The organism is Staphylococcus simulans (assembly GCF_002994445.1).
GTDB lineage: Bacteria > Bacillota > Bacilli > Staphylococcales > Staphylococcaceae > Staphylococcus > Staphylococcus simulans_B.
This window is the reverse complement of record NZ_MRZJ01000009.1, coordinates 58,391-84,345: the sequence shown is the minus strand read 5'-3', so window position 1 is coordinate 84,345 and position 25,955 is coordinate 58,391. Positions and strand designations below refer to the sequence as shown.

The following is a 25,955-nucleotide window of genomic DNA, read 5'->3' as shown; positions in this document are numbered from 1 at the left end:
CCATCTGAGAAGGTTACTTGTTTATTGCCATTTGGTAATGTTGTTGTATCTGTAATTGTGATTGATGTTCCATTTTCACCTTTTGCACCTTGTGCTCCGGTTTCACCACGGTCACCTTTGTCTCCTTTTGCACCTTTAGGAACAACTAATGATTTGCCATCACTGAAGATAACTTTTGTTGAACCATCGGCTTGAGGTGTAATGCTTGTAATTGTGATAGATTCGCCTTTTGCTCCTGTTGCACCGGCTGCACCTGTATCACCTTTATCGCCTTTTTCACCTTTTGGAATCACAAATTCTTTATTATCACTGAAGACTACTTTTGTTGAACCATCTGGTTGAGGCGTAATGCTAGTAATAGTGACTGAATCACCTTTTTCACCTTTAGCTCCAGCTTCGCCTGCGTCGCCTTTATCTCCTTTAGAGATAACAGCTGTTGAGTTATCGCTGAAATGAACGACTGTGTTGCCATCTGCATCTTTTGTTGTGCCTGTAACTGTTAATGGTGCTGCATCATGACCGTTTGTACCAGCTGCGCCTGTTTCACCGCGGTCACCTTTGTCTCCTTTAGAAATGACAGCTTGTTGACCATCACTAAAGTGAACAACTGTATTACCTGCTGGGTCTTTTGTTGTGCTTGTTACAGTTAACGGTGCAGCATTTTGACCTGCATCACCTTTATCCCCTTTGGCACCTTTAGGAATTGTTAAAGATTTGCCGTCTGAGAATGTTACAACAGTATCGCCATTGCTTTGCGGTGCAATTGAACGGATTGTGATAGATTCGCCTTTTGCTCCTGTATCACCTTTATCTCCTTTAGCACCAGTTTCACCACGGTCGCCTTTAGCAATTACTGCTTGTGAACCATCACTGAAGTGAACGACTGTGTTACCGTCCGAATCTTTATTAGTGCTTGTAACTGTGAGTGGTGCAGCGTTTTGACCAGCAGCGCCAGTTGCGCCTGTTGCGCCTGTATCACCTTTAGGAATTTCTAATTTTTTACCGTCACTGAATGTTACTTCTTTATTACCATTCGGCAATGTTGTTGTATTTGTGATTGTAATAGATTCACCTTTAGGTCCAGTTGCACCTGTGTCACCTTTCGCACCTTGTGCTCCAGTTTCACCACGATCACCTTTGTCACCTTTAGGAATAGTGATTGTTGTGTTATCACTGAATGTCACAACTTTATTTCCTTCAGGATCTGTTGTTGTTGATTTGATTGTAATTGCTTTTCCGTCTGCACCTTTTTGGCCTTTTGGAATCACAATTTCATGACCATCACTAAAGACTACTTTTGTTGAACCATCAGGTTGAACTTGCGTGCTAGTAATAGTAACTGATGTACCATTTTGTCCAGCAGCACCTGTTTCACCACGGTCGCCTTTATCACCTTTCGCGCCTGTTGCTCCAGCTGCACCTTGGGCACCCGTTTCACCACGATCTCCTTTATCACCTTTTGAAATTGTGGCTGTTGAGTTATCGCTGAAGTGAACTACTGTATTGCCAGCTGCATCTTTTGTAGTGTTTGTAACTGTTAATGGAGCTGCATTTTGACCTGCGTCGCCTTTGTCACCTTTAGCACCTTTTGGAATTGTCGCAGTTGAACCATCACTGAATGTGACAACGATATCGCCATTCGCATTCGGTGTAGATGATTTAACCGTAATTGGTGCACCATCTTTACCTTTTGGAATTATCATTGTTTTACTATCAGTAAATGTAACTTTTGTATCACCATTTGGTAATGCTTCAATTGTTCTGATACCAATTGATGTACCCGCTGCGCCTGTTTCGCCTCGGTCACCTTTATCACCTTTGGCACCTTGAGGACCGGCTGGACCTTGAATACCTTGGATACCTTGATCACCTTTTGGAATTTCTAATTTTTTACCGTCACTGAATGTAACTTCTTTATTACCATTTGGTAATGTAGTTGTGTTTGTGATAGTGATAGATTTTCCATCTGTGCCTTTAGGAATATCCATTGTTTTACCATCAGTAAATACTACATGTGTTGTTCCATCTGGTAATTTAGTAATACTAGTTATGCCGATTGATGTACCATCTGTACCTCTAGCACCTTGAGCTCCGGTATCACCTTTGTCACCTTTAACGCCTTTTGGAATTGTCATTGTTTTGCCATCTGTAAATGTGACTTTTTGGTCTCCATTTGCTAATGGTTCAATTTTTGATATTCCGATTGATGTGCCGGCTGCGCCTGTTTCTCCGCGATCACCTTTATCTCCTTTTGGACCTTGTGCTCCTGTTAAACCTGTATCACCTTTTTCACCTTTGTCACCTTTTAGACCTTGTGGACCGGTTGCTCCAGTTGTACCCTGAACACCTTGTATACCTTGGGCACCCTGAGGACCGGCTGGACCTTGTGCTCCTGTATCACCTTTTGGTCCCCTTGGAACAACTACTTGACTTCCATCTGAAAATACAACAAGAAGGTCCCCATTTGGCATTAAACTTCTAGATAATACTGTAATCGATTTGCCTTGTGCTCCCGTAGCACCCGTATCTCCTTTATCACCTTTTGGACCAGCTGAGCCTTGTGCACCTGCAGCTCCGGTATCTCCTTTATCGCCTTTCGGACCGGCTGGACCTTGTGCACCTGCAGCACCAGTATCACCTTTGTCGCCTTTCGCACCTCTTGGTCCTGCTGTTCCATCAGGAATGAATACAGTGCTGATTGGTTGGTTCGTATCTGCATTAATAATTGTTAATAATGTACCTTGTTTACCGTTTTGAGTCGTTCTTTCTTGTGTTGTTGTGATATTAGGCGTACGTCCATCACGAGGTACAATCATTTTACCTGGTAAACTTGTAGTTCCGTTTTTAGAAACAGTTGCTGTAACTACATCTGCTTCTCTTAACGGAGCATTTAAAGCCTGCGTAAAAGTACCTTGTGCATTAGATTGTGTTGTATACGTAGTAGGCCCTACATGAATAGTTACAGGTACATTAGGTTCTGTTTCACCTGTAACCGTTCTTGATCCGGATAATTGCGGATCTACGACAGGTGGCAATACAATGTCCGGTGTTTGTAGGGGCTGTCCAATTCCCAACTCGACAATTTTATTGACAGGCTGAAGAGTAACCACTCCTTGATCTCTTGTTTTACCAATTAACTCACCTTTGTAAGTTACAGTTGTTTCGTTGTATGTTTTAACTCCTTCACTACCTGTAGATTTAATTCGTTGTTGACCAGCTTGAAGGCTTGTTGTAGTCACATATTTCGTTTCAAACGGTAGAGGTTCACTCACTACACTTTTAGTAGTTTTGATATTAAGATCCGGGTTCCCATCCAAAATTACTTGCATTTTTTCATGGAAGTAATTATCAGTTGAATATGGATCGTGCTGTCTACTGTACGGTGAGTTTTGCGAATACATCATCGGGAATGCTTCTACACTTAAATCTCCATTCCAATCTGTAACAGGAACAGAAAACTCTAATAGACCATATCCTCCATTTGTCAATGTAGGATAATTGTTAAGCATTGGTCTAGAGTCCATGGCATAACCCTGCGGATAACCAGGTTTAGATAACCCTCCTTGTAGATAACCTGTACCTGGAGGAGAAGTAACTCCTGATTGTTTATATTTGTATGGAATCTGACTAGGGTGTTCATAAGCTTTACCAAGCTTCAATCCCCCTAAATCAATCGAATGATTTCCAGTGTTCACAGTAGCATCGTATTTAACTGAAAAATTCATTCTATTATTCGCTTTATCTGGAGTTGCAGTAAACACATAATGCGCTGGTAATTGACCAGAATATGTTTTACCTGTACCTGTAACAGATACACCTTGATCAGGAATACGTATTTCTGTTTTTAAAGCACCAACAACTTCAGTTGTTGTACCATTTTTAGGCAAAGTAACGTTTGAAGTTGTATTCTCATCACCTACAGGATACGTCTCATTAGTCGTACTTGATGATGTTGAAGTCGTATCAGATCCTGCTGCTCTTACTGCATAAACAGTATATTTAGAAGTTTGCTCATTTGCATACTCAATACCAGCTCGTAAAATATCTTGGAATAAATCTTCCGCAGAAACCGTATTATAGTCTACGTTAATTTTACTCATGATACCGTCTACATCATCTGGACCATAGTTATCCGCCAATAATTGACGTACTAACCCTTGTTTGTCCGATGTGTGCAAGTATTGTTCTACAAATTCTACAGGTGCTTTTTGCCCATCATTCAGCATTGAAAAATCTATAGAACTTGTATCCGCTTCTCTTGTACTTACTTTTGGCGCTTCAGTACTTTGATCGTTATTTTCAGTTGTAGTTTTCACTGCTTCAGTTGGCTGAGAATCTGCTGCTTTTGCAGGTTCTGTTGCTGTTTGCTTTTCTGCAGTCTGTGTACTTTCTGTGTTTGCAGGTGCTGCAGTATTTTGCTGAGGTTGTTCAGTTTTCACAGCTGTCTCTTTTTGTTCTGCGTTAACTTGCGTCGTTTTAGTCTGTGGGTTTGTTTCACTTGTTGCTTGAGGTTGTGAAACTTCTGATGTTTTTTCTGTGCTAGACTGTTCTGGTTTAGCTTCTGCATTTACAGCTTTTGTATTTTGGTCGGCAGGTGCTGCAGTTTGGTTCGCTGAATTTTCTGCTGGTTCTGTCGCTTGCTGAGAACCGTTCTCTTCAGCCGCTTCTGCATCACGGCTAGCCCCAAAAATTAATGTGGTCCCTAATAAAATAGATGCCGTTCCAACTGTAAATTTTCTAATCGAATATTTGTTATGAATATTCGGCAAGAAGTCTAAACGTTTGTTTGGTTTTCTCATGATGTCCTCCATGTAATTGTGTGTTTTTACTTTAAAACGCTGAAGTATTGCATGTTATTTTTTGTATAATGCATACTGATTAAGTATAACAAAGTTTTGTGCGTTTTAGTACAAATATTTACAAATTATGTACAATTCTATATCTAAAAATAGAATTTTTTCTATATATCGCTTGACTTCCTCAAAAATTAAAAACCGCCAATCCAACATTGGACTAGCGGTTATACAGCGGAGAAGAAGGGATTTGAACCCTTGCGAGCCTTTCGACTCCTGCTGGTTTTCGAGACCAGTCCCTTCAGCCGAACTTGGGTACTTCTCCTTCGTTATGAGTTGGTTGACATACATGCAAATTGATAATATCCATCACCAACATTATTTACACTAAAACTTTTGCAACATGATTTCAAAACCTTTGCTTAAACCATGCGGTATCACATAGTATGGTTCTAAGGAGGTTTCGATGATGCATCTCAAAACAAACTTCATAATAGATACACTTAAAACATTAGACGATCCCTATATCACTATTCCTGTACATGAAAGCTGGTATCAACATACCTTTACAATACATCTGCCCTATCATCCGCCTTACTTATGGGAAACTTTGCTTGCGTTTTTAGAACGTCGTGCGATACCAGGTGTAGAATTTGCGGATGAATCTTCTTATGCGCGTACACTGCTTATTCCGCAATCTGAATATCATATTCCGCTTAAAGGATGGCTTTCAGTTACACACGATTTTGAACATAACCAATTAAAAGCAGAAATGAGTGTCAGCTGTTATCCCGAATTAGGTAATATTCTTATGCGCCTACGTCATCTGTTTGATTTAGATTTCAATCCAGAAGTTATTAAAGCAGCACTCAAAGAACCCTGGATTGATCCGCACTTGCGTTTGCCTGGCGGTATGGACGGCTTTGAAGTAAGTGTGCGTACCATTTTAGGGCAACAAATTACTGTCAGTGCCGCAACCACTTTAGCAGGACGTTTGGTTAAACATCTTGGGACACCCTTTAATTATGGTCACCCTCAGCTGCAATATCTCTTTCCAAATGCTTCTATTATCATTGAAGCTGGCAGACAAAACCTTTTAGAAGGCGGTACTGGCATTGGTGATGTACTTGGTCCTTTAGGTATAACTGGTCGTCGTGCCGCAACTATCGAGGCAGTCGCAAAAGCTGTTCAATCCGGTGAAATCGCTTTAGCACCTCTGCCGATTTGGCAAAACGGCACACTCAATAACGATGCCATCATGAAAGCAGAACATATCATGAAACAATTATCTGCCATTAAAGGCATTGGACCTTGGTCTATGCATGCCATTGCGATGCGTGCTTTAGGTTATCCTGATGCTTTCTTAGAAACAGATATCGGTGTCATCAACCGTATGCGCGACATTTATCCGGAGATTGAACGTAAAGACAAGAAAAAACGCCTTGCTTACGCTGAAGCTTGGCGTCCATTACGCAGTTACGCGGTAATTAATCTATGGAAGTGATCAGCTTTAACGCTGTTGTTTTTGACTGTCTTCTAAAATATTTTTAAAGCCGTTCCATTGTACTGTAATGATGATGTCAGCAACTTCTTCAGAAGTCACTTCCTCTTTATGTCCTGCCCAATATTTGAAAGTCGTAATAAACATGTTGAAAATATATTCTTTCAACAAGTCTCTTTCGACTTTAGTCAGCTTTGTATTTTGACGAATAATATCAAAGCGCTGTTTCATATCATTTTTCAACTTCATTTCAAAGCTGGCATGGGTATTGAAACTTAATAAGAGATGTATTGTATCCGCATAAGGATACAGTGCATCAAACATTTCTTTGATTAATGCTTTTTCATAAAACTCAGTGCCGTCGCTTTTCGATTTAAATTGTTTGCGCAGTTCATTCAGCCTTTGGATAACTTCATCCTCAATTTCCTCCAGCAGTTCATATTTATCGTCATAATACCGATAAAATGTACTGCGTGTGATTTCTGCCGCTTCCGCAATCTGATGAATCGCAATCAAATCGAAATGTTTTTGTTTCATTAACTGAATCAACGCTTCTTTAATCTTTCGTTTAGTTTGATTCGTTTTTCTAGCATAAGGCATACATACCCCTCCATTTGCATTCAATATAACACAAAATCAAATAGACTGTCCTATTTTGGACACATTGTAACAATGTGTACTTTTTATCTTCAGAGTAAGGTGTTATATTGGAAAACGTCAATTTTTGAATAATAATTAATCAGGAGGAAAATATGACCTCAAACCACTCAACTCGCCCTGTCGATATACATGGCAAACCTTATAACCCGACGTTGATTATGGTAACAATGCTGCTGGCCACATTTTCAGGTGTTTTAATGCAGACATCGCTCGGCACAGCGTTACCGACACTTATGCACGATTTTGATATAGATTTCGCAACAGCACAACAAGCCACAACATGGTTCTTGCTCGCAAATGGTGTCATGATTCCATTATCTGCGTTCTTCGCAACACGATTCCCTACAAAATTACTGCACATCCTAGCATATAGTATTTTATTAATCGGCTTAGCGATTACCGCTTTAGCACCCAGCAGCCATCACTATTGGTTCGTATTCCTAGTCGGTCGTATTATTTCAGCTGTCTCTGTCGGCATGATGATGCCGCTGATGCAAATGCTGATTATTAATATGTATCCGCCGAAGAAACGCGGTGTCGCAATGGGACTCACAGGTCTTGCGATTGGTTTAGCACCTGCCATCGGTCCTACATTTGCCGGTTGGATTTTAGATAAGGACCACATTATTTTGGGTCTGACTTTAAGCAATTCATGGAGAAATATCTTTATCGTTCCAATCGCTGTGATGGTCATTGCATTAGTGCTTTGTATCTTCTTAATGAAAGATATTATTCCTAACAGAAAATTAAAACTAGATATTCCATCATTTATTTTATCGGTATTCGGCTTCGGTCTGTTCCTTTGGGGCTTTTCAAACGTGGCTTCAGAAGGATGGGGCAGCTTTTGGTGGGTCATTTTGCCGATTATCGCAAGTTTGTTCATCTTGACTTTCTTTGTAGTGCGTCAATTGAAAATGAAAGATCCATTCTTAGACTTGCGCGTGTTTAAAAACAGAAACTTCACCTTCGCCACATTGGGCATTGTATTAATCACAATGGCTATGTTCGGTGTAGAAATGATGCTGCCGACATACTTGCAGAATATCCACGGTTTCTCACCGCTTGTCGCAGGTTTGACTTTATTACCTGGTGCACTCTTAATGGGCATCACTTCACCGATTTCAGGTGCTTTATACAATAAAGTCGGTGTGAAACGTTTAGCATTTGTAGGTTTCTTTATTCTTAGTGTATCTACAATTCCTTTCGCCTTTTTATCAGGCGAAACATCTACAACACTTATTACAGTGTTATATGCCATCCGTATATTCTCAATTGCATTGATTATGATGCCGCTCACTGCTTTTGCGATGGATTCGATTCCTACAGAAGTCGGAACACACGGTACAGCAGTTAATAACACTGCACGTCAAATGGCATCTTCTATCGGTGTTGCATTATTAACATCTGTGACACAAAACATCATTAACAACAACGAGCCGAAAGCATCCTTAAAAGATACCGACCCGTTTGAATTCATGCGTCAATTCCAACATGCCATGATTGACGGTTTCAATACTGCCTTTGCGATTGGTTTAGTCTTCGCAATTCTTGGTCTTGCTTTAGTACCATTCTTAGGCAATAATCTTTCTAAAGAAAGTGAGGAAACAAAATGATTATATTAATATTACTAACACTTGCTGTTTTCCTCGCTTGGATGTTTATCAAGCCGAAAGCCGTTCGTATTGCGATAGGCAGTCTGTTAATGGTCTTATTACTGATTCAAGGTATCTTAATCGGTATGAACTTGCACCATCACTTTGGTATGAAGCAAGTCACAACAACTAAAGTACACCATAATGTTTACTCTGCAGGCGATAAACAAAACCCTGCTAATTTAATGATTGCAAAAGAACTCGGCAAAGATACAAACAATTATGTTTTGATTTATCGCGATCACAAAGATCAAAACAAAGCACAAGCTCATTTTAAACCTGACTTCAGCAAAGATAAACAAGTTGAAACTGTGAAAAAATCAGCGACGTATCAACTTAAAGACGTTAAACAACCTGAAGTCAAAACTAAAACTACGGCTTGGGTATTCGAAAATGATTTCTATCAAGCATTGATGAGCTTTGGTGATGATCACAAAGCATTAATTAAAGAGACTACAACCATTACTTTACCTAAAGATGAATGGGTTGCAGCATCACCAGAACAATTAAAACAGCTGCAAGCGAAACAAAAAGATTCTAGCAGCCAGCAAAAACAAATGGCCATGATGCAATCTATGCCGAAAGCAGAACAAACTAAAATGGCTGTGAAACAAATGAAAAAGATGTTAGGACAATAAGCAAACCAAAAGCGCGCAACCTTTAAAAGTGATTGCGCGCTTTTATTTATGTTTATATGCTTATTTATGCAATATACATTTTCAATCTCTTAATAACCTAAAAGAGCTTTCAATGAGAAACCGACTATAATCGAAACTGTAATAACAAAGAAGCCCGGAAGAATAAAGCTGGTCGGTCGTGTTTGTTTCGTTTCGTCTAGATCTACCGCAAAGAGTAATGTAGGCTGTGCCGGAATTACGAAGTTTACGTTTAATGTTTGAACCATCGCAATAAAGTACATCGGCGGCACACCGATACTCATCAATATCGGCAGCATAATCGAAGCTGTCGCAGATTGCGATATCACTATCATTGTCACCATGGAAACTAAAATAATGACAAGCCATGGTACTTGTTCAATAATGCCCCCTATTTCCTGGGTCATAATCTTTTGGTTGCTCGGTGCACTGAAGATCGTCGCACCTAACCAGCCGGGACCAAGGACCGCAAAGAGTGCACCAATTGCAGATTGCGTAATGTGTGCGTTCAAAATGTCTCTTGTATTCAGTTTAATCAGCACTAAGTTGATTGCGGCACTCGCATACATAAACAATTGCACTATCTCTGTTGTTTCTAACTTAACCGTCTCGCCATTTACTTTGAACGAAGGGACAAAATCTGAAAAGATACCAAAGAATAAAATACACGCAACTCCTGTTAAGAAAGCTGCTACACCGATTTTCACTCTTTTGGTAAATTCAGGACGCGGTTCTGTATCTTCTATCTCTTCTAAAAGCTGTTCCGCAAATTGACTCGGGTGCGGTTTGCGTCTGCCGACGACTGTGCAATAAACACTCAGCGCTAACATACTGATCAATGCTGTCGGCAAGACGATGGATAAGTATTTGCCCATGGTAATACCGGATACTGCGACAACAGAGATAATGTAAGCAGTCGCAGAAGCTGCAGGGCTGCATAATAAAGCCAAGTTCGCAGTCAGTACTGAGGCTGTTAAAGGACGCTTCGGCTGAATACCTGCACGTTTTGCGGTCTTCGCAATAATCGGTTCAAGCGATAAAGCAATATTCGCTGTTCCGATTCCGAATACAAAGAGAAACACAATCATCGGTGCGATAAAGATAATCGACTTAGGGAAGCGTTCAATAATTTTCGATGCCAAATGCACTAAATAATCAATACCGCCCGTTGCTTGCAGCGTACCGCCGGCAATACCGATAGATAATATAATCAAGACTGCAGTTACCGGCGCAGAACCCGGTGGTAATCCAAATATAAAAATCATGATTAATTGCGCCACAATCGCAAAGATACCGCAGCCTAATGCACCTGCTGCACGCAACCCGAGTAATATCGCCGCAATCATAATGATAATTTCTAAAATAAACAAGAACATGTTAACGCCTCACTTAATTTCTCTTTCTTGTGAAAAAAATAACATACTCTAGTTTATCATGATTCTTCACCGCTGTGCAGTGTAACACAATCGTCAAAAATGAAAATTTAGTGAAAGTCTAAAATTTTATATTGTTTCAATTAACAACTTATAACACACTATATTTTCTGTTCAAATAAAAAAAGCCCTCGGGTGTTACACCGAGGACCAAATGATTAACCTACGCTCTATCCCAATAGCGATATTGTTTGAATGCTTTTAAGATGGCTTCTGGATTATCTGAAACGATAACACCAGGCGAATCTAATTTCACTTTTTTATCTTGAAGCACTTTTGAAGCTGCTTCATTAAAGAGAATCGGTTTCTTATGCTTATAAGAAAGTGCCGCAAATTCTTCTGCTTCTGGTTCAAGCTCTGAACCATCTGATAATATAACCAGACTGTCGAATAATGTCGCATGTGCAGTGTCATAAGTCTCATTCACAGAAATATCTTCTGATAATGATTTTTGCTGCTTACCGACAAATGCATAGTTCAATTGATTATCCGCTGCACTTATCGCATAAGATTTTAATGTTTCTGGGTCCACATCACCATTGATTAAAATAGCCACAGAGTGTCCAGGTAATGGAATATCATATTTTTCCATTGTTAATTGACTGTCTTTCTTATCTGTTTTTACTTCTTCATTTTCTTCTGGTACTTCAACACCGACATTCGCCGCAACACGTTCAGCTAATTCTCGGTCAATTTTATTCAATTGATTCACTGCACGCTGACGTACGTCCATGCTTTTACATTTACCGATTTCAAATGAGAAGCCGTCTACAGTATGATCATATTCCGCTTGCGTTAAGCTGTTCAGATACAATCTTGGTTGTGAGTAATAGTCTTTGAAACTATCGCTGCGGCGTCTGATTTTATGTCCTTCTACTTTTTCTGGATAATGTTCATAACCACCTTCAGATTTAGAACTTGTAAACGGACAATTGCCTTCTAATTTGTTCTTATGATAAGAAGTCTGACCTTCGTGGATATTCATTTGATGCATCGCATCACGTTGGTTATTGCGTACTTTATTTACAGGACGGTTGATTGGAATCTGGTTGAAGTTCGGTCCGCCGAGTCTAGAAATTTGTGTATCTGTATAAGAGAATAGTCTGCCTTGTAACAACGGGTCATTTGAGAAGTCGATACCTGGTACTACATGACCTGGATGGAATGCCACTTGTTCTATTTCATCAAACACGTTATCTACGTTGCGGTTCAATGTCATTTTACCTACAACTTTAACTGGTATTTCATCTTCTGGCCAAAGCTTAGTAGGATCTAAGATATCGAAATCAAAGTCGAACTCTTGGTCTTCTCTAATAATCTGCAAGCCTAATTCCCATGCAGGATAGTCGCCTTTTTGAATAGATTCGTGCAAGTCTTTACGGTGGAAGTCGATATCTTTACCTTGCAAGATTTGCGCTTCATCCCATACTAATGATTCTAAGCCGTGTGTTGGGCGCCAATGGAATTTAACAAAGAAAGATTCGCCTTCTGCGTTGACTAATCGGAATGTATGTACACCGAATCCTTCAATTTGTCTGATATTCTTAGGAATACCGCGGTCACTCATCGCCCATACTGCAGTATGTGATGTTTCAGGGTTTTCTGCGAAAAAGTCCCAGAATGTATCATGTGCTGAACCGCCTTGCGGTGTTTCAGTATCTGGCTCAGGTTTTACTGCGTGAATCAAGTCAGGGAATTTAATCGCATCTTGAACGAAGAATACTGGAATATCGTTTCCTACTAAATCAAAGATACCTTCATCTGTATAGAATTTCGTCGCAAAACCGCGTACGTCACGTACAGTATCCGGTGAACCTTTTGAACCTTGTACAGTAGAAATACGCACAAACACCGGTGTTACTTTATCTGTATTCGTAAGGAAGTCCGCAGAAGTATACTTAGATAAATCTTCATATAATTCAAATTCACCATGTGCACCAAATCCGCGCGCATGTACAACACGTTCTGGAATACGCTCATGGTCGAAATGCATAATCTTTTCACGGAAATGGAAGTCCTCAAGTAGACTCGGCCCTCTTTTTCCAGCGGTTAATGTTAATTCATCTTCACTGACTTTTGTGCCATTATTCGTCGTCATTGCTTCATCTTGATGGCTTTTTCTGAATTGATCCAACTGCTCTTGCTTTTTGTTTTTGTGTTCGTTCACTTCAAAAAAACCTCCTCAAAAATCATGTCTTACTCCTACAATTCCCCGCACCTTTTAAGCAAAACATTTTTACACTTTGTTCACACTTTTTATAAATATATTATAAAGTGTTTGTATGGATTTACATTGAGGATTATCAAGATGTTAGAAAAAAAGCTGGAACTTTATTGTGTCTCCTAACTAAAAGCAGGAAGACCTTCATGATAAAAAAATGAAAAGTCTTCCTGCTTTAATTTTAAATAGTAATTACCGACTTGTAGAGCTAATAGTTTCTTGATATTAACTGCCATAAATATAATTTCAATTTCGATTTTGACTTTTTCTTTGCCCCTAAGGAACATCCGAGTGAAAACCAAATTATCCTACAGATTTCCGAAAAATGTTTCTATATCAATCTTATTGATTGTAGATTTTTGAAGTTTCCGTATCTGAAAGCATTTTCTATTACTACATTTGAAGTACTCCTACTTAAAGTTCTTCCTAATTTTCTTCTGTGTACTTATGTCTCAGTCCTTTATATGTGTTGACATAGTTTCTTTAATCCCTTTACATTGAGCTATTACTCATTTTGGAGTATTTACTTTTTACCAGTGTCTGAATTTTTACCGACCCTTTATTTTTTGTCACGACGGCGAGATATTTATCAACGCAACTTATCTTCTGTAATATTGTTATTTTTTGACCTTCTTAATGCTTCTTTTTCTTTTTGTGTCATTGGTCTTGCATCTTTGCTCGGACCATTTGGTGATTTTATACCTAATTTGTTGTTTAATTTAGCATAACCACGACCGTCTTGTTTTATTCTTTCTTCTAAACTTTGCTGTTTCATACCTCTTTCTCTATATTCTTTCATTATTTCTTTAACTTCTTTTTCATTCATATCCTAGCACCTCGTATATATGTCCTAACATCTTTACTAAGTATTCATATTTATTTTTTCAAAAATTTATATCCCTTATAACCAACACCTACTAACTGGAAAGCATCAGTATAAGAAATTTTATTTTGTTTTAAAGCATTGTCGACATATCTGAAGAAGACACTGTCCATTCTGTACTTCAGGTTGTTATTAAAGTTTCCGCCGGATTCAGAACTAAGCTTTTTATTCTTTTGTACTTTTGTATATGCCTCTTCGAGTTCCTTTACAGCAACTTGATAAGCGGTGCGGCTTATTCTATTTGTATCTAATAATCTTCTATATAAGACATATTGACTTACTGGAAATATTGTTTCTAGACTGTGAATATCATTTGTCTTGATCTTCTCAAATATGGATAGAGGTACAAGCAGTTCAGCTGTGATTTTATTAATATATGCTTCGAATGATTGCGCACTTTCTTCCAATGCATCACTATTGAAAATACCTTCATTACCTACAAACAAATGAACTAGTTCATGAATCAATGTGAACAAACGTCCCTTTTTAGTGTCTGTTTGATTAATAAAGATGATCGGTGCCTGTTTATCGCTTAATACAAAGCCTCTAAATTCTTTAATATTGAGCGGACGGTGTGTGTTGTCTTTTACTTTTCCATTTAAAAAAACAAACACTCCGATTCGATTGATTTTTTCCTGAAATAGTTAAATACATCAGGCTTTGCTTGTCCCATATAATCTTTTGGGACATCTAAAATTTTACGAATTTCATGTGCAACTTGAAGTACATCTGTTTGTGCTTTAAAAATATGGATATACGGAAGTTCATATTCTATCTCTTCTTTTAGAAACGCTTGCTTCATTCGCATTTCTTGTATTGTTGCTTTAAGCTCTTCGCTTTTACTTTCTGCCATTTTCGATTGAAGCACTCTAAAGTCCAATCTTTCTTTCGGCGCAGTCATTTTCTCATTCAACAATAATGCGCCAACGGGTACATTTATAATTTTCGCTATTTTGATAAGCTGATTAAATGTTGGGTCAATCTCTCCGCTCATGATGTCATCTATCTTTTCAACCTTCTCTTTAATAGCGGAGAGAGGCACATTTGCTTCTTGAATATACGCATTAAACACTTGTTTATTGAGTACGATACGTTTAACCATGGCGTTGCCTCCTCCAATATTTTTAAATATTATACCATGTCCCGTTAGTTAAATGATTGTATGAACCACTAAGCAACATCTATTTTTTTACCCTTAATCACTCAACTCGCTATCTTTAACATCTGTGATAAACATATGACCAGGCGCATGTGTGATGATGAGTTCTGGTTTTGCGTCTAATGCGACAGATTGCGGAGTAACACCGCATCCCCAGAATACAGGAACTTCACCTGGTTTAAACTGAACCGGTTCGCCGAAATCAGGATTATCCAAATCCGTCACGCCGATTGCTTTCGGATCTCCGATATGAATCGGTGTACCATGTACGTTCTTAAAGTGTGTTGTAATTTCTGTCGCTTTAATTGCTTCTGCCATTGTCATAGGACGCATGCTTACAGTGATATTACCATCAAAGCGGCCGCTTGGTTCTGCTGGAATGTTTGTAATATACATCGGCACATTGTGTCCTTCTTCAATGTGGCGGATAGGAATACCCGCTTCAAGCAGCGCATGTTCAAACGTAAAACTGCATCCGATTAAGAAACTGACCATATCTTCTGTAAAGACATGCCCGATATCTGTCGGTGTTTCAACTAACTCTCCATCTCGATACACACGATATAGTGACACATCTTGTGTGATATCCGCTTCTCTTCCATACTTCGTAAAATGTTTCTCCCCGACTTCTGACACGTCTAATAATGGACACGTCTTAGGATTCTTAAAACAAAACTTCAAGAAATCATATGCATACTTTTCAGGCAGAATAACCACATTCGCTTGAATGTACCCCTTAGCCATACCGCTCGTATGCCCTGTGATTTCCCCTTTCGCAATGGCATCGCGAATCTCTTTTGGTGTCGCATTTTGATAATCTTGTACTGTCATAAAACTACATCCCCTTTGTCTCTCTTTTGAACCATTCTATCATGAAACATTGTCTGTTGTATGGAGTTGCGAAAATATTCTGATAAAACAATTAAAGCAATTTATGCTTAATAACAAACAAAAAAGTCTTGGATACATTGTAAGTGCATATCCAAGACTTTGAATAAAGTATTATTTCAATATTTTTATTTATTGTATGTGTTGCTCGTCTGAAGTAAGCGGAGATGCGGCATCTGCGGCTTTTTTGCTTTTTAACAAGAACACGCTGATTAAACTGATCACCGCAATAATCACTGTAAACCAGAAGGCTGCGTGATAACCATTCAATAATGCATCGTGTTGTACAGCTTGCATCATCGCCTTCTTACCCATACCTTCATAATCCGCCATATCAGGTTTAAACGCTTTTGCATAATGACTCATGATTGTGAATAATGCGGCTGTACCGATAGAAGCCGCAATTTGTTGTACGGTATTCGTCATTGAAGAAGCATGCGCATTCAAATGCATCGGCAACTGGTTCATAATATGCGTCATTAAAGGCATTAAACCTAAAGCAATACCAACCATACGAATAGCGTAAACCGTCGCAAGCATGCCTGAAGATGTATCGCCATCCATAAAGACGAAGTACAATGTTGTCACAACAACTATTGATAAACCGATAATCGCAAGTATTTTGGCACCGAATTTCTGAAATAGAAAACCAGACAAGACAGACATGATTCCCATTACAATCGCACCCGGCAATAAAATAAGTCCGGATTCAAGTGCCGGTTTACCCATAATATTTTGTACAAAAATCGGTAATACCGTTTCTGAACCAATCATCGCAATCATCACAAAGGCCATTATCAAAATACCTACCGCAAACTGACCTTCTTTAAAGACTCTGAAATCAAGCAGCGGTGACGTTAAACGTGTTTGTCTGATGATAAAGATGACCACCAAAATTAAACCGCCGATAATCGTTGTTAAGACAATCGGATCATCAAAACCGTCTCTTGAAATTGAACTTGTGCCGTATAATAAACCGCCAAAACCTATGACTGAAAGTAATATCGATAATACATCAATCGGGACTTTCTTTGTGGTTCCTACGTTAACCACAAATTTCAAACTGCCTAAGAAAGTAAGCACCGCTATCGGCGCTACAACATGGAACAATGAACGCCAATTAAAGTATTCTACTAAGTAACCTGACAATGTCGGTCCGATTGCAGGTGCTAAACCAATCACTAAACCAAAAATCCCCATATATTTCCCGCGTTCATGCGGTTCAAAAATATCTAAGATTGTTGTCATCATTAATGGCATCATCATACCTGAACCGAGTGCTTGTACAATACGTGCAATCAACAGCACTGTAAAGTTCGGACTGAATCCAGCGGCTATTGTGCCGATTAAAAAGATTAAAATCGCTGTTGTGAAGACTTGGCGTGTTGTAAAGCGCTGGATAACCATCGCTGATAACGGTATAACTACACCATTTGTAAGTAAGAAAGCAGTCGTTAACCACTGTACTTGTGTGTATTCAATATTGAAATCTCTCATAATACTCGGCAATGCTGTCGCAAGCAGAGTTTCGTTCAGCAAACCGAAAAATCCGCCCATCAGCATTGTTATAATCATCACTAGTTTTGTTTTATGTGACATATTTCATCTCCTCTAAATTCTATTGCATGCTCATTCCCATTTTAAATAATGCAATTTATCATACCACAACTGTGCATTAAAAAGATTGATTCCAGTTTAATTAAGTGTTAAATCTAATAAAAATCAGTCAACTGGCAGATAGCACATTGAAGTATTGCATTTGCCATGGAATAGTATCCCATACAAAAAGCGACATTTTCCACATACATCTCATGGAAAATGTCGCTTAATAGACACAGCACTTCAGTTATAGATTATCTTTATGAAGCTTCAATCAGTTTCAGTTTATAATCATAAATTGATTGAAGGTCGCCGCTCTTGTTTTTAAGTATTAAATGCTCTTGCGTAATTTCAGTCGGACTATTAACACCGACTGCCGCTGCTAAGTTGAATAACCCTTCATGCAAGCTTGTCACATAGTTTGTGACACGGTAGTTCTTCTCATCTACAAATAAACCGCGTTCTAATTTAGGGTTTGTTGTCGCAACACCGACTGGGCATGTGTTTAAGTGGCATTGCTGACTCATGATACAGCCGACACTGATCATCATACCGCGTGCTACATTGACTAAGTCTGCTCCTAGACCAAGTGCAATTGCGATTTTATCTGGTGTGACCAATTTGCCTGATGCGAAAATTTTCATCTTATCGCGGATGCCGTATTTCTCAAGCATACCTGTTACAATCGGCAGTGCTGTAAACAGCGGCAAGCCGACACTATCTTGAAGCTCTTGATAAGTGGCACCCGTACCGCCTTCACCGCCGTCAATTGTAATGAAACTTGGGAATTGATTACGTTCTTTCATTGTCTTAACCAAGCCTTCAATTTCTGAGACACGGCTGACTACAATTTTGAATCCTACAGGTTTTTGTCCTGCTTCTTGCAGCTGCATAATCCAATCTAACAAGTCATCATAATTATGAATGAATTCAAAACGGTTTGGTGAATTGATTGTTTTACCGACTTCTACACTTCTTATTTCTGCGATTTCTTCTGTTACTTTAGCACCTTCCATGTGACCGCCGCGTGTTTTAGCCCCTTGTGCCAACTTCACTTCAAAGGCTTTCACTTGGTCCATGTCTGCTTTTTGTTTGAATTTTTCTATATCAAACTCACCGTCAGCGGTACGTACACCGAATAGACCTGGCCCGATTTGATAAATTAAATCTCCGCCGCCTTTAAGATGGTGGTCAGACAAACCGCCCTCTCCGGTATTCATCCAAGTCCCTGCACGTCCTAATCCCATTGAAAGTGCAGTAATCGCATTCTTACCGAGTGCACCATAACTCATACCAGATTGACCGACTAAACGTTTTACCACATAAGGATGTTTGAGGCCTTCGCCTAATACCACCGCATCCTCATCTGAAAGGTAATAAGGATCAACTTCATCCGATTCGCGATGTTCTTCACGGTCGAATAAACGTTCATTATCTACTTTATACAAGAAAGTAGAAATCAAGTTCGATTGATCGATACGCATTTCAGTTGCTTGTTTCGGAAACATTGTATTTTGAATGAAGAACCCATCTTCATAGTCCATTAATGTCCCAAAACTTGCCATACGCGACTTGTATTTACCCGCTTTAACAATATCCGTATATTGTCTGCGTGAAAACGGCTTCCCTTTCGTATCCTCTGAGAATAAATATTGACGCAGCTCAGGTCCGATCTTTTCGAAGAAATAGCGCACACGTGCAAGCACAGGGTAATTTCTTAGGACACTGTGTTGTTGCTGGCGCTTATCTCTGATTAACAAAACCAATCCAGAAATCAACAATCCCACGACAACGATAGCGATGAAAATGTTGAGTATGAATTGAAGAATCGTAAGCAATAGCATTTTTGTTCCCCTCTCTCTATTGATATGCCTTAACTCTATTTACTTCAATTCTCAGCAGCCCACTCTGCTGAAATTGCACATAATTTAAACATAATTTCATTGTATACCAAAATTTATCTAGTTTCATTATGCTTTTAGAAAACGTTTACATTTTCGTAGAAATAATTATGAAAGGATGCTTTTAATCGCATTTTCTACACTAGAAATGTAAAAAATTCCAACACCGTATTTAATCTAACATATCTCTAACCTATTCAAAACAGGGTTTTAAAGTTTTCAAATGTTCGGATTATTTAGTCTTTCTTATGTGTACACAATGCTTATACACAGAACAATTAAGGGAATATGTTAAAGTGTAGGTAAATAAGAGAGAGAAAGGCGGATTTACTCATGACAGAATTGAACAAGAAAGTCGCTGTAGTTACGGGTGCGAGCAGCGGTATCGGGAAAGGCATCGCACTTAAACTATCAAATGAAGGCGCAACGGTCGTACTTGTTGCACGTGATGAAAACAAATTAGATGCGGTTTCTACTGAATTAAGAAAAGCAGGTGCGAAGAATTTTGAAATCATCAGTGCAGATGTCACAAAACGTGAAGAAATCGATCGTGCCGTTGCACAAGCTGTAGAAGAATTCGGCAAAGTAGACATTTTAGTCAACAGTGCAGGACAAATGAAATCATCTCAAATCACAGATGGACAAGTAGAAGCTTGGGATGACATGATTGATGTAAACCTTAAAGGTACACTATACGCAATCAACGCAGTCATGCCCCACTTCCAAAAACAATCCAGCGGACACATTGTCAATATTGCTTCAATTTCGGGATTTGAAGTCAGTAAGACAAGTGCACTCTATAGTGCCACAAAAGCAGCTGTTCACGCTATTACACAGGGCTTAGAAAAAGAACTGGCTAAAACTGGTATCCGTTCTACAAGCATTTCACCAGGTATGGTAGACACTGCAATGACAAGCGATACAGATTGGGGCAACCGTAAAATGTTAGAACCTAAAGACATCGCAAATGCCGTTGTATACGCCTTAACACAACCAGGTCACGTCAATGTTAACGAAGTCACAGTACGCCCTGTATAAAAAGGTACTATACGAAACACTTAGAAAATGAGTCATAAGCCGAGGGACAACCTTGGCTTATGCTTTTACATAGATGCAATCGCATAAAAAAGGTACTAAGCTTAACTTAGCACCCCCGCAGATTGCTTTAGATTTTAGGCTGGAATAAGATAAAATAGATTGTAAATAATACAAGATAGACAGCCATGAAAATACCGACGCGTTTTAAAAGATACAGTCCAGTATTGGAACGATTTTTGATAAATCGATTTGAAATCGCGTTCGTTACTAGAAAACTGATGACTATAATCAATACATAGACAAATGTTGTAACATCCATTGAAGTTCTCCTTCATTTTATAATTCTTATTCATTAATGTACCATAACCTGCGGTACAATCCTATATGAATCATCCGCACATTCGTCTAGATGTAACATTGAAGAAAGGATAGAGACATGCTTCAAGAATATTTAACAATCGCCCAAATAATGACAAGAAAATATAGTTTGCCTGAACTTAAGAATATTTGCAGGAAATATCATATTCATGGTTTTGCGAACACCAGAAAGAATGAAATTGCCTTAATGATATCTAAAACATTCTACGAAGAACCTGATGAAATGCTGGATATCCTATTAGAAGATGACGAAGCCGTCGCACTGCTTTCGCTGTTTTTTGTTCATGAACATAATGCTGTCAGTCTAAAAGACCCAGTACCTTCTGCCATCGATGATGCGTTTATGGTCAATTATAATAAAAAGAAGCACATGATCAGTGTCCCTCAAGATATCTATTTCATCCTCAGCAAGTACTTTAAAAAGCATCATATCGACATTAAAAGCTGAATATCGCTATTGTAAAATTGAATGATAGAATTATTAGTTATCACCTTGCTTTTAGTATAAAATAGATAAATAAGATTAATTAACGCATGAGGTGACAGATATATGTACGACTTCTCTGATAAATATGATAATTACGACCGACTCCTTTACGCAATACAAATTAAAAATCCGAACTATAAAAAAGAAGATGCTATGCAAATGACTGAAGCTGAAATTTTCGCTGATTATGCGAAATACAGTAATAAAAAAGAAAAACAAGTACTGGATTTCATTCTGTCTAATCAAATAGAAGTACCTGTAATCTCTGAGAAAGATGCTAGATACATGCCATTATTATCGGCGACCAACTTTATCTTTCCATTGGATGATGAAGGCTGGTTTGTGGATATTGATTTCCTCAATAATTACAACCAATATGTACTTAATAGTCAATACAAGCCTTTACCGCAATTAGATAACGATGAAGAAGAGGCTATTATAGAAATGCAGGAGCTTCATGAAGCAAGACAAGAATACGGACTTTATCACTTGCCTTACAGATTATGCGATTTTACAGTAAAAGAACTCAAACAAATCTGCCGCAACTTTAAAATCAAAGGTTTCTCAAAATGCAATAGTGATGAATTAATTGAATTGATTGAAGATGCCTTCATGGAGGATCCTTTCGAACGTTTCGATTATCTCACTGAAGATGCACGTGGTTTAATTGCTTATTTCATTGTGGAAGGAAGCAACGTCATTCCATTTACGCATGTATCAAACTTGGATTTAGACGTCTTTATGGTTGCTGCTGACTGGGATTATAGTGTGCTTTATATGCCGATTGATATCTTTGAATTCTTAGTTGATTATTTCGAACAAAACAATATCGATCCATTAGATTACATCGATCCCGACGACCGAGAAATTCTTGAAGAAATTAATAAAATGCAGAAATTGAACGCACTTACTTCAGAGATGCCTAAAAATATCGAAGGTGCCATTGCGGCCTTCTCAGAAGCAGGACAAGATGAAGACATGCGCGAAGTCGTTAAAGAATTACTCGCATTTGAAGACGATGGTTCAGATGACGCCAAAGTCATGAATGCGATTTTAGACGGTAAAATCACCTCTCAAGATGAATTAGACCAATTCTTATCAGAACTTCATGACGATACACCGACACAACCAAAACAACGCAAAACAAACAAATCTAATCACCCATCGCAAAGCAACGTGATTGATTTCAATCAATACCGCAAATAATACAGAAATTCAAAATAAAAAATCAAAACGCAGAACAGGAAGATTTTCATGATTATAAAGTGAAAATCTTCCTGTTTTACATTAGTGATTAATATCATCTCATTCGCTTTCACAAAAACAATCAAATCGTAACCATATACCTAAATAGTTTACCAGTAAGCATCTTACCGGTATAATAATATTATACAACACTTTAACTGAGGAGAGATTATGACAAACAACAACTTTTTTGAACTCATTCATCATTCAGACCTTTTGAATTCTGCCACAATGACCCTCTTTATCAAAAGGTTTGATGAAAATGTAAATATTTCTCAAATTTTAGTGCTATCGAAGTTAGCAAAAGAAGGTCCTCAAAAGCCTACAGATATTGCACATTCGTTAGACTATACATCTGGTGCAGTCACTAAATTAATCAACAACTTGCTTCGCAATCAGTATGTAGAACGTAAAGCACACCCGCATGATCGACGCGTCTTCTTAATTTCCATCACAGAAAATGGACAAAACTTATTAAGCAAAGCACAAGAACAAGGTCAAAAAATGAACCAAGAAATCTATTCTGTTTTAAACGAAGAAGAAGTCGAGCAACTGTTAAGCATTCAAAACAAACTATTTAATCACGTCAAAGAATTAAATGAAAACAATTAAGACACACCTAAGATAACTCAGAAAACAAACGTAATCAGATGCACATGGAAAAATATATTCAAAGGATGGTTATCTTAAATGGCAAAATTAGACAATAAAGTAGCAATTGTGACAGGCGGCGCAGGCGGTATAGGGTCTGGTATTGTCCGTGCGTATGCAAAAGAAAATGCACGTGTTGTGATTGCGGATATTGCTGAAGAAAAAGGACAAAACTTAAGCGAAGCATTAAACCAGCAAGGCTATGAAACAACATTCATCAAAACAGATTTAACTGATAAAGCCTCGCTGCAAGCATGTGTAGATCAAACAATAGAGAAATATCATCAGATTGATATATTGGTTAATAATGCACACGCATCTCGCATGAACAGCTTTTTAGATATTACAGAAAACGACTTGAACTTATCATTCAACACTGGATTTTTTGCGACATTTCATTTATGCCAGATGACAATTCCTTATTTAAAAGAAACTAAAGGAAACATTATCAACTTCGGTTCTGGTGCTGCGATGAAAGGAGACAAAAATCAAGGTGCTTACGTTGCCGCAAAAGAAGCAATTCGAGGTATCACGCGTGTGATAGCTAACGAATTCGGTGAATACGGTATCAACGCCAATATTATTTCTCCAATCGCTTACTCTGAAGGTGTCGACCAGTGGAGACAAAACAACCCTGAGTATTATGAAAAAGTAGTTAACGGCATTCCGCTTCAAAAATTCGGTGATGTTGAACAAGATATCGGACCTGTTGCGGTATTTTTAGGCAGCAGCGATTCTCAATACATCACAGGCCAAACATTAATGGTTGATGGCGGCAGCATCAAACTTTATTAACATGAATAAAACACTCCCTTATGGTTTTAATACTAACCATCGGGGAGTGTTTTTGTCTCATTATTTTTTTATCATACTTTATTTTGATGATAAAAAGTGCTTATACTTCATCGCCGTTTTCATCATATTTTGTCACAGTGCCGTCCGCATCAATGATATAAGAACCGACAAGGTTGCCTTGTTTATCTAAAATAGAGAAGCCCCATCCACCGTCGCTGCGTTTTTCAGGCTCTTTGAATGTATACGTGCTGGTATCTAATGTATGGCCTTCATATTCTTCAACTTTATCAATTACATTTTCACGTGTTACTGTACCTTCATCCGAAGTACTTTCAGAAGCTTCTGTTTCAATATTGTTCGCATTAGATTCAGGTACTTTTGTGCCGTCGCTGATCCAGCCTTCTACTTGATGTACCAAGGCATCATTGCCATCATAAAGCGGTACTACTTTGCCTTGGTTCATAATACTTTGTGATTCGCTGCGGCTGTATCCAGGCTCTATCCAGCGGCGATCTTGGAAATGGCTCGGTACAGGATAAATTGTGACTGTGCCGTCTCCATTGTTTTTATATACAACATGACCGGCTGCTGTCGGTGTAGCTGCTAATACATATGTTCCTTCGTCATAACGTACAGTATATTGGTTATACATATGCTGACCAGATACATCTAAATGGTCAATTGTGATAGAATCAAAATCACTTCCGCCATCTTGATAACTCTCTAACACACCTAACCAAACACGTGCTAAATATTCTTTACTGTTGGTATTCAAATCGCTGAATTTTTCTTTTGAAGATGATTCTTTTGAAGATTCATTTTGTGTGTCATTATTGTTCTCATGACTGTCTGATTCATTGTGATTGCTTTGATCTTGTTGGTTTGAACTATCTTGGTTGTGATTTGATTTTTCTTCTTGTTTTGTATCTTCGTTTTGTTCCTTTTGTCCGCATGCCGTCAATAATAATGCAGATGCGACAAGACTTGCACCTATATATCTGAATTTCATACATGTCCCCTGCTTTCGTATATTCTATTTTTCGATACTTAATAGCATTATACCCTAATCGAACACAACAAAGATATGTAATTCTAATGGTAGACATATATTGTCCATATAGCTTCTGCAAAACAAGTAAAAGGAGAAACAAGACCTCATGTCTCATTTCTCCTTATCTATTTATTATTCATTTAAATAATCATGTACAACTTCTGGTTTGCCTAATCTTAAGTCTGCAAGAATGTGTTGTGCATCTACAATTTCTTTAACTGGGAAGTCTGCTAACGGTGCATTGACATGTTCAAATAGTTGTAAGCGTGCATCGCCTCTGAATGCCTCTTTAATTTGAATGTCTGTAATTTGAGAACGAGTCATTTCTAAAATTCTAGATGTCCCGTCATAGTTCGGCATTTGTTTCAGCATAAAGCTTGGTTTGGTAATTAGCTCTTTTGCTTCCGCTTCTTCAATCGGATGATATTTATACGTCATTGTCGCTTGTGCCACGCGTAATGAATGATAATCCAATGTACCGACTAATGTATCATTATCGACATAAAGTCTTGGTTCACCGTATTTCTTAGGGAACGTCGACAACTCTCTGCCTAACGCAATCGCAGGCTGATTGTTTAAGTACATGGCTAAGTAATACTCGCCTTGTTCACCGTTATACTCAACCGGAATCACTTGTCCGCATTCTGTATAAGAGCCAAGCCCTGTACTATCAGGCATATCGATGACTTCAAATTTGATTAAATCACTTGTCACCTTTAACGGCTCTGGTACTACAGCTTTCAATTTCTCTATATCTGTTCTATATACAATGTTTAAAAATTCGCGGTTTCGAAAATGCACATCTACTTTGGCAAACGTCGGCGCATTGACAGGTGTAGATGCCATATCGAACAATTCTTTTTTATTCACGCAACTTCCTCCTTGATTTTCTCTATCTACTCTAACCTTATAGCCTTTATCAAGGAGATTCAATCTAAACGAAAGATTACGGCATTTATGTACA

At 38.4% G+C, this 25,955-nt stretch carries 21 protein-coding genes and 1 tRNA gene; 8 read left to right on the top strand and 14 right to left on the bottom strand.

Going from position 1 to position 25,955, the window contains the following annotated elements:
- Together C7N65_RS10600 and C7N65_RS10595 are read right to left on the bottom strand one after the other, a co-directional pair.
- Positions 1–4,799: YSIRK-type signal peptide-containing protein (locus C7N65_RS10600; RefSeq protein WP_234019084.1), on the bottom strand; the 4,799-nt coding region annotated here is incomplete at its 3' end.
- Positions 4,800–5,028: 229 nt separating this feature from the next.
- Positions 5,029–5,118, bottom strand: a tRNA-Ser gene (locus C7N65_RS10595).
- 141 nt (positions 5,119–5,259) lie between these two features.
- On the opposite strand from C7N65_RS10595, the gene C7N65_RS10590 reads away from it, so the two are divergent.
- The gene (locus tag C7N65_RS10590; protein WP_105994441.1) at positions 5,260–6,297 is read left to right on the top strand and encodes a DNA-3-methyladenine glycosylase family protein; all 1,038 of its coding nucleotides are present in this window, start codon (positions 5,260–5,262) and stop codon (positions 6,295–6,297) included.
- A gap of 6 nt (positions 6,298–6,303) precedes the next feature.
- Here the strand turns inward: C7N65_RS10590 and C7N65_RS10585 are convergent, their stop codons facing one another.
- The gene (locus tag C7N65_RS10585) at positions 6,304–6,894 is read right to left on the bottom strand and encodes a TetR/AcrR family transcriptional regulator (RefSeq protein ID WP_105994440.1); all 591 of its coding nucleotides are present in this window, start codon (positions 6,892–6,894) and stop codon (positions 6,304–6,306) included.
- A 152-nt stretch (positions 6,895–7,046) separates the two neighbouring features.
- Between C7N65_RS10585 and C7N65_RS10580 the strand changes: the two genes are divergently transcribed.
- Both C7N65_RS10580 and C7N65_RS10575 read left to right on the top strand, forming a co-directional pair.
- Positions 7,047–8,567 (top strand): MDR family MFS transporter, encoded by a 1,521-nt coding sequence (locus C7N65_RS10580; protein WP_105994439.1) that lies wholly within the window; start codon positions 7,047–7,049, stop codon positions 8,565–8,567.
- Positions 8,564–9,244 (top strand): DUF4811 domain-containing protein, encoded by a 681-nt coding sequence (locus C7N65_RS10575; protein ID WP_105994438.1) that lies wholly within the window; start codon positions 8,564–8,566, stop codon positions 9,242–9,244. Before C7N65_RS10580 ends, C7N65_RS10575 begins: the two co-directional genes overlap by 4 nt.
- Before the next feature lie 89 nt (positions 9,245–9,333).
- Here the strand turns inward: C7N65_RS10575 and C7N65_RS10570 are convergent, their stop codons facing one another.
- From C7N65_RS10570 to C7N65_RS10540, 8 genes are all read right to left on the bottom strand, one after another.
- A complete protein-coding gene (locus C7N65_RS10570) occupies positions 9,334–10,638 on the bottom strand; it encodes an anaerobic C4-dicarboxylate transporter family protein (protein WP_105994437.1) in 1,305 nt (434 codons plus the stop codon).
- 220 nt (positions 10,639–10,858) lie between these two features.
- A complete protein-coding gene (locus tag C7N65_RS10565) occupies positions 10,859–12,793 on the bottom strand; it encodes a catalase (protein WP_105994447.1) in 1,935 nt (644 codons plus the stop codon).
- 712 nt (positions 12,794–13,505) lie between these two features.
- A complete protein-coding gene (locus C7N65_RS10560; RefSeq protein ID WP_105994436.1) occupies positions 13,506–13,742 on the bottom strand; it encodes a hypothetical protein in 237 nt (78 codons plus the stop codon).
- Positions 13,743–13,792: 50 nt separating this feature from the next.
- Entirely contained in the window at positions 13,793–14,413 is a 621-nt protein-coding gene (locus tag C7N65_RS12635) for an ImmA/IrrE family metallo-endopeptidase (protein WP_199790684.1), read from the bottom strand.
- Positions 14,398–14,901: a hypothetical protein gene (locus tag C7N65_RS12630; RefSeq protein WP_199790683.1), complete on the bottom strand. Its 504-nt coding sequence runs from the start codon at positions 14,899–14,901 to the stop codon at positions 14,398–14,400. The genes C7N65_RS12635 and C7N65_RS12630 overlap by 16 nt, the downstream gene beginning before the upstream one ends.
- 93 nt (positions 14,902–14,994) lie before the next feature.
- Complete coding sequence (locus tag C7N65_RS10550) at positions 14,995–15,789, bottom strand: putative hydro-lyase (RefSeq protein ID WP_105994435.1); 795 nt, start codon at positions 15,787–15,789, stop codon at positions 14,995–14,997.
- A 189-nt stretch (positions 15,790–15,978) separates the two neighbouring features.
- Entirely contained in the window at positions 15,979–17,445 is a 1,467-nt protein-coding gene (locus tag C7N65_RS10545) for an MDR family MFS transporter (RefSeq protein ID WP_105994434.1), read from the bottom strand.
- Positions 17,446–17,705: 260 nt separating this feature from the next.
- Positions 17,706–19,289: an FMN-binding glutamate synthase family protein gene (locus tag C7N65_RS10540; protein WP_105994433.1), complete on the bottom strand. Its 1,584-nt coding sequence runs from the start codon at positions 19,287–19,289 to the stop codon at positions 17,706–17,708.
- A gap of 390 nt (positions 19,290–19,679) precedes the next feature.
- Between C7N65_RS10540 and C7N65_RS10535 the strand changes: the two genes are divergently transcribed.
- Positions 19,680–20,384, top strand: coding sequence for an SDR family oxidoreductase (locus C7N65_RS10535; protein ID WP_105994432.1), 705 nt, complete (start codon positions 19,680–19,682; stop codon positions 20,382–20,384).
- 127 nt (positions 20,385–20,511) lie between these two features.
- On the opposite strand, the gene C7N65_RS10530 is transcribed toward C7N65_RS10535, so the two are convergent.
- Positions 20,512–20,703 carry a hypothetical protein gene (locus C7N65_RS10530; RefSeq protein ID WP_105994431.1) on the bottom strand — a complete coding sequence of 64 codons (192 nt, stop codon included), beginning with the start codon at positions 20,701–20,703 and terminating at the stop codon, positions 20,512–20,514.
- A gap of 117 nt (positions 20,704–20,820) precedes the next feature.
- On the opposite strand from C7N65_RS10530, the gene C7N65_RS10525 reads away from it, so the two are divergent.
- From C7N65_RS10525 to C7N65_RS10510, 4 genes are all read left to right on the top strand, one after another.
- Entirely contained in the window at positions 20,821–21,210 is a 390-nt protein-coding gene (locus tag C7N65_RS10525; RefSeq protein ID WP_105994430.1) for a hypothetical protein, read from the top strand.
- A gap of 102 nt (positions 21,211–21,312) precedes the next feature.
- On the top strand, positions 21,313–22,455 hold the full coding sequence (locus C7N65_RS10520) for a hypothetical protein (RefSeq protein WP_105994429.1): 1,143 nt from the start codon (positions 21,313–21,315) through the stop codon (positions 22,453–22,455).
- Positions 22,456–22,665: 210 nt separating this feature from the next.
- Positions 22,666–23,106: a MarR family winged helix-turn-helix transcriptional regulator gene (locus C7N65_RS10515; RefSeq protein ID WP_105994428.1), complete on the top strand. Its 441-nt coding sequence runs from the start codon at positions 22,666–22,668 to the stop codon at positions 23,104–23,106.
- A 78-nt stretch (positions 23,107–23,184) separates the two neighbouring features.
- Entirely contained in the window at positions 23,185–23,940 is a 756-nt protein-coding gene (locus C7N65_RS10510) for an SDR family NAD(P)-dependent oxidoreductase (RefSeq protein WP_105994427.1), read from the top strand.
- A 100-nt stretch (positions 23,941–24,040) separates the two neighbouring features.
- Here the strand turns inward: C7N65_RS10510 and C7N65_RS10505 are convergent, their stop codons facing one another.
- Together C7N65_RS10505 and C7N65_RS10500 are read right to left on the bottom strand one after the other, a co-directional pair.
- A complete protein-coding gene (locus tag C7N65_RS10505; RefSeq protein WP_105994426.1) occupies positions 24,041–24,949 on the bottom strand; it encodes a hypothetical protein in 909 nt (302 codons plus the stop codon).
- Between the two features lie 174 nt (positions 24,950–25,123).
- The gene (locus C7N65_RS10500; RefSeq protein ID WP_105994425.1) at positions 25,124–25,861 is read right to left on the bottom strand and encodes an acetoacetate decarboxylase; all 738 of its coding nucleotides are present in this window, start codon (positions 25,859–25,861) and stop codon (positions 25,124–25,126) included.
- Between the last annotated feature and the right edge of the window lie 94 nt (positions 25,862–25,955).

Coding starts and splice junctions, on each gene's coding strand:
- C7N65_RS10590 (WP_105994441.1), top strand. CDS start 5,260: ATGATGCATCTCAAAACAAACTTCATAATAGATACACTTAAAACATTA.
- C7N65_RS10585 (WP_105994440.1), bottom strand. CDS start 6,894: ATGCCTTATGCTAGAAAAACGAATCAAACTAAACGAAAGATTAAAGAA.
- C7N65_RS10580 (WP_105994439.1), top strand. CDS start 7,047: ATGACCTCAAACCACTCAACTCGCCCTGTCGATATACATGGCAAACCT.
- C7N65_RS10575 (WP_105994438.1), top strand. CDS start 8,564: ATGATTATATTAATATTACTAACACTTGCTGTTTTCCTCGCTTGGATG.
- C7N65_RS10570 (WP_105994437.1), bottom strand. CDS start 10,638: ATGTTCTTGTTTATTTTAGAAATTATCATTATGATTGCGGCGATATTA.
- C7N65_RS10565 (WP_105994447.1), bottom strand. CDS start 12,793: ATGACGACGAATAATGGCACAAAAGTCAGTGAAGATGAATTAACATTA.
- C7N65_RS10560 (WP_105994436.1), bottom strand. CDS start 13,742: ATGAATGAAAAAGAAGTTAAAGAAATAATGAAAGAATATAGAGAAAGA.
- C7N65_RS12630 (WP_199790683.1), bottom strand. CDS start 14,901: ATGGTTAAACGTATCGTACTCAATAAACAAGTGTTTAATGCGTATATT.
- C7N65_RS10550 (WP_105994435.1), bottom strand. CDS start 15,789: ATGACAGTACAAGATTATCAAAATGCGACACCAAAAGAGATTCGCGAT.
- C7N65_RS10545 (WP_105994434.1), bottom strand. CDS start 17,445: ATGTCACATAAAACAAAACTAGTGATGATTATAACAATGCTGATGGGC.
- C7N65_RS10540 (WP_105994433.1), bottom strand. CDS start 19,289: ATGCTATTGCTTACGATTCTTCAATTCATACTCAACATTTTCATCGCT.
- C7N65_RS10535 (WP_105994432.1), top strand. CDS start 19,680: ATGACAGAATTGAACAAGAAAGTCGCTGTAGTTACGGGTGCGAGCAGC.
- C7N65_RS10530 (WP_105994431.1), bottom strand. CDS start 20,703: ATGGATGTTACAACATTTGTCTATGTATTGATTATAGTCATCAGTTTT.
- C7N65_RS10525 (WP_105994430.1), top strand. CDS start 20,821: ATGCTTCAAGAATATTTAACAATCGCCCAAATAATGACAAGAAAATAT.
- C7N65_RS10520 (WP_105994429.1), top strand. CDS start 21,313: ATGTACGACTTCTCTGATAAATATGATAATTACGACCGACTCCTTTAC.
- C7N65_RS10515 (WP_105994428.1), top strand. CDS start 22,666: ATGACAAACAACAACTTTTTTGAACTCATTCATCATTCAGACCTTTTG.
- C7N65_RS10510 (WP_105994427.1), top strand. CDS start 23,185: ATGGCAAAATTAGACAATAAAGTAGCAATTGTGACAGGCGGCGCAGGC.
- C7N65_RS10505 (WP_105994426.1), bottom strand. CDS start 24,949: ATGAAATTCAGATATATAGGTGCAAGTCTTGTCGCATCTGCATTATTA.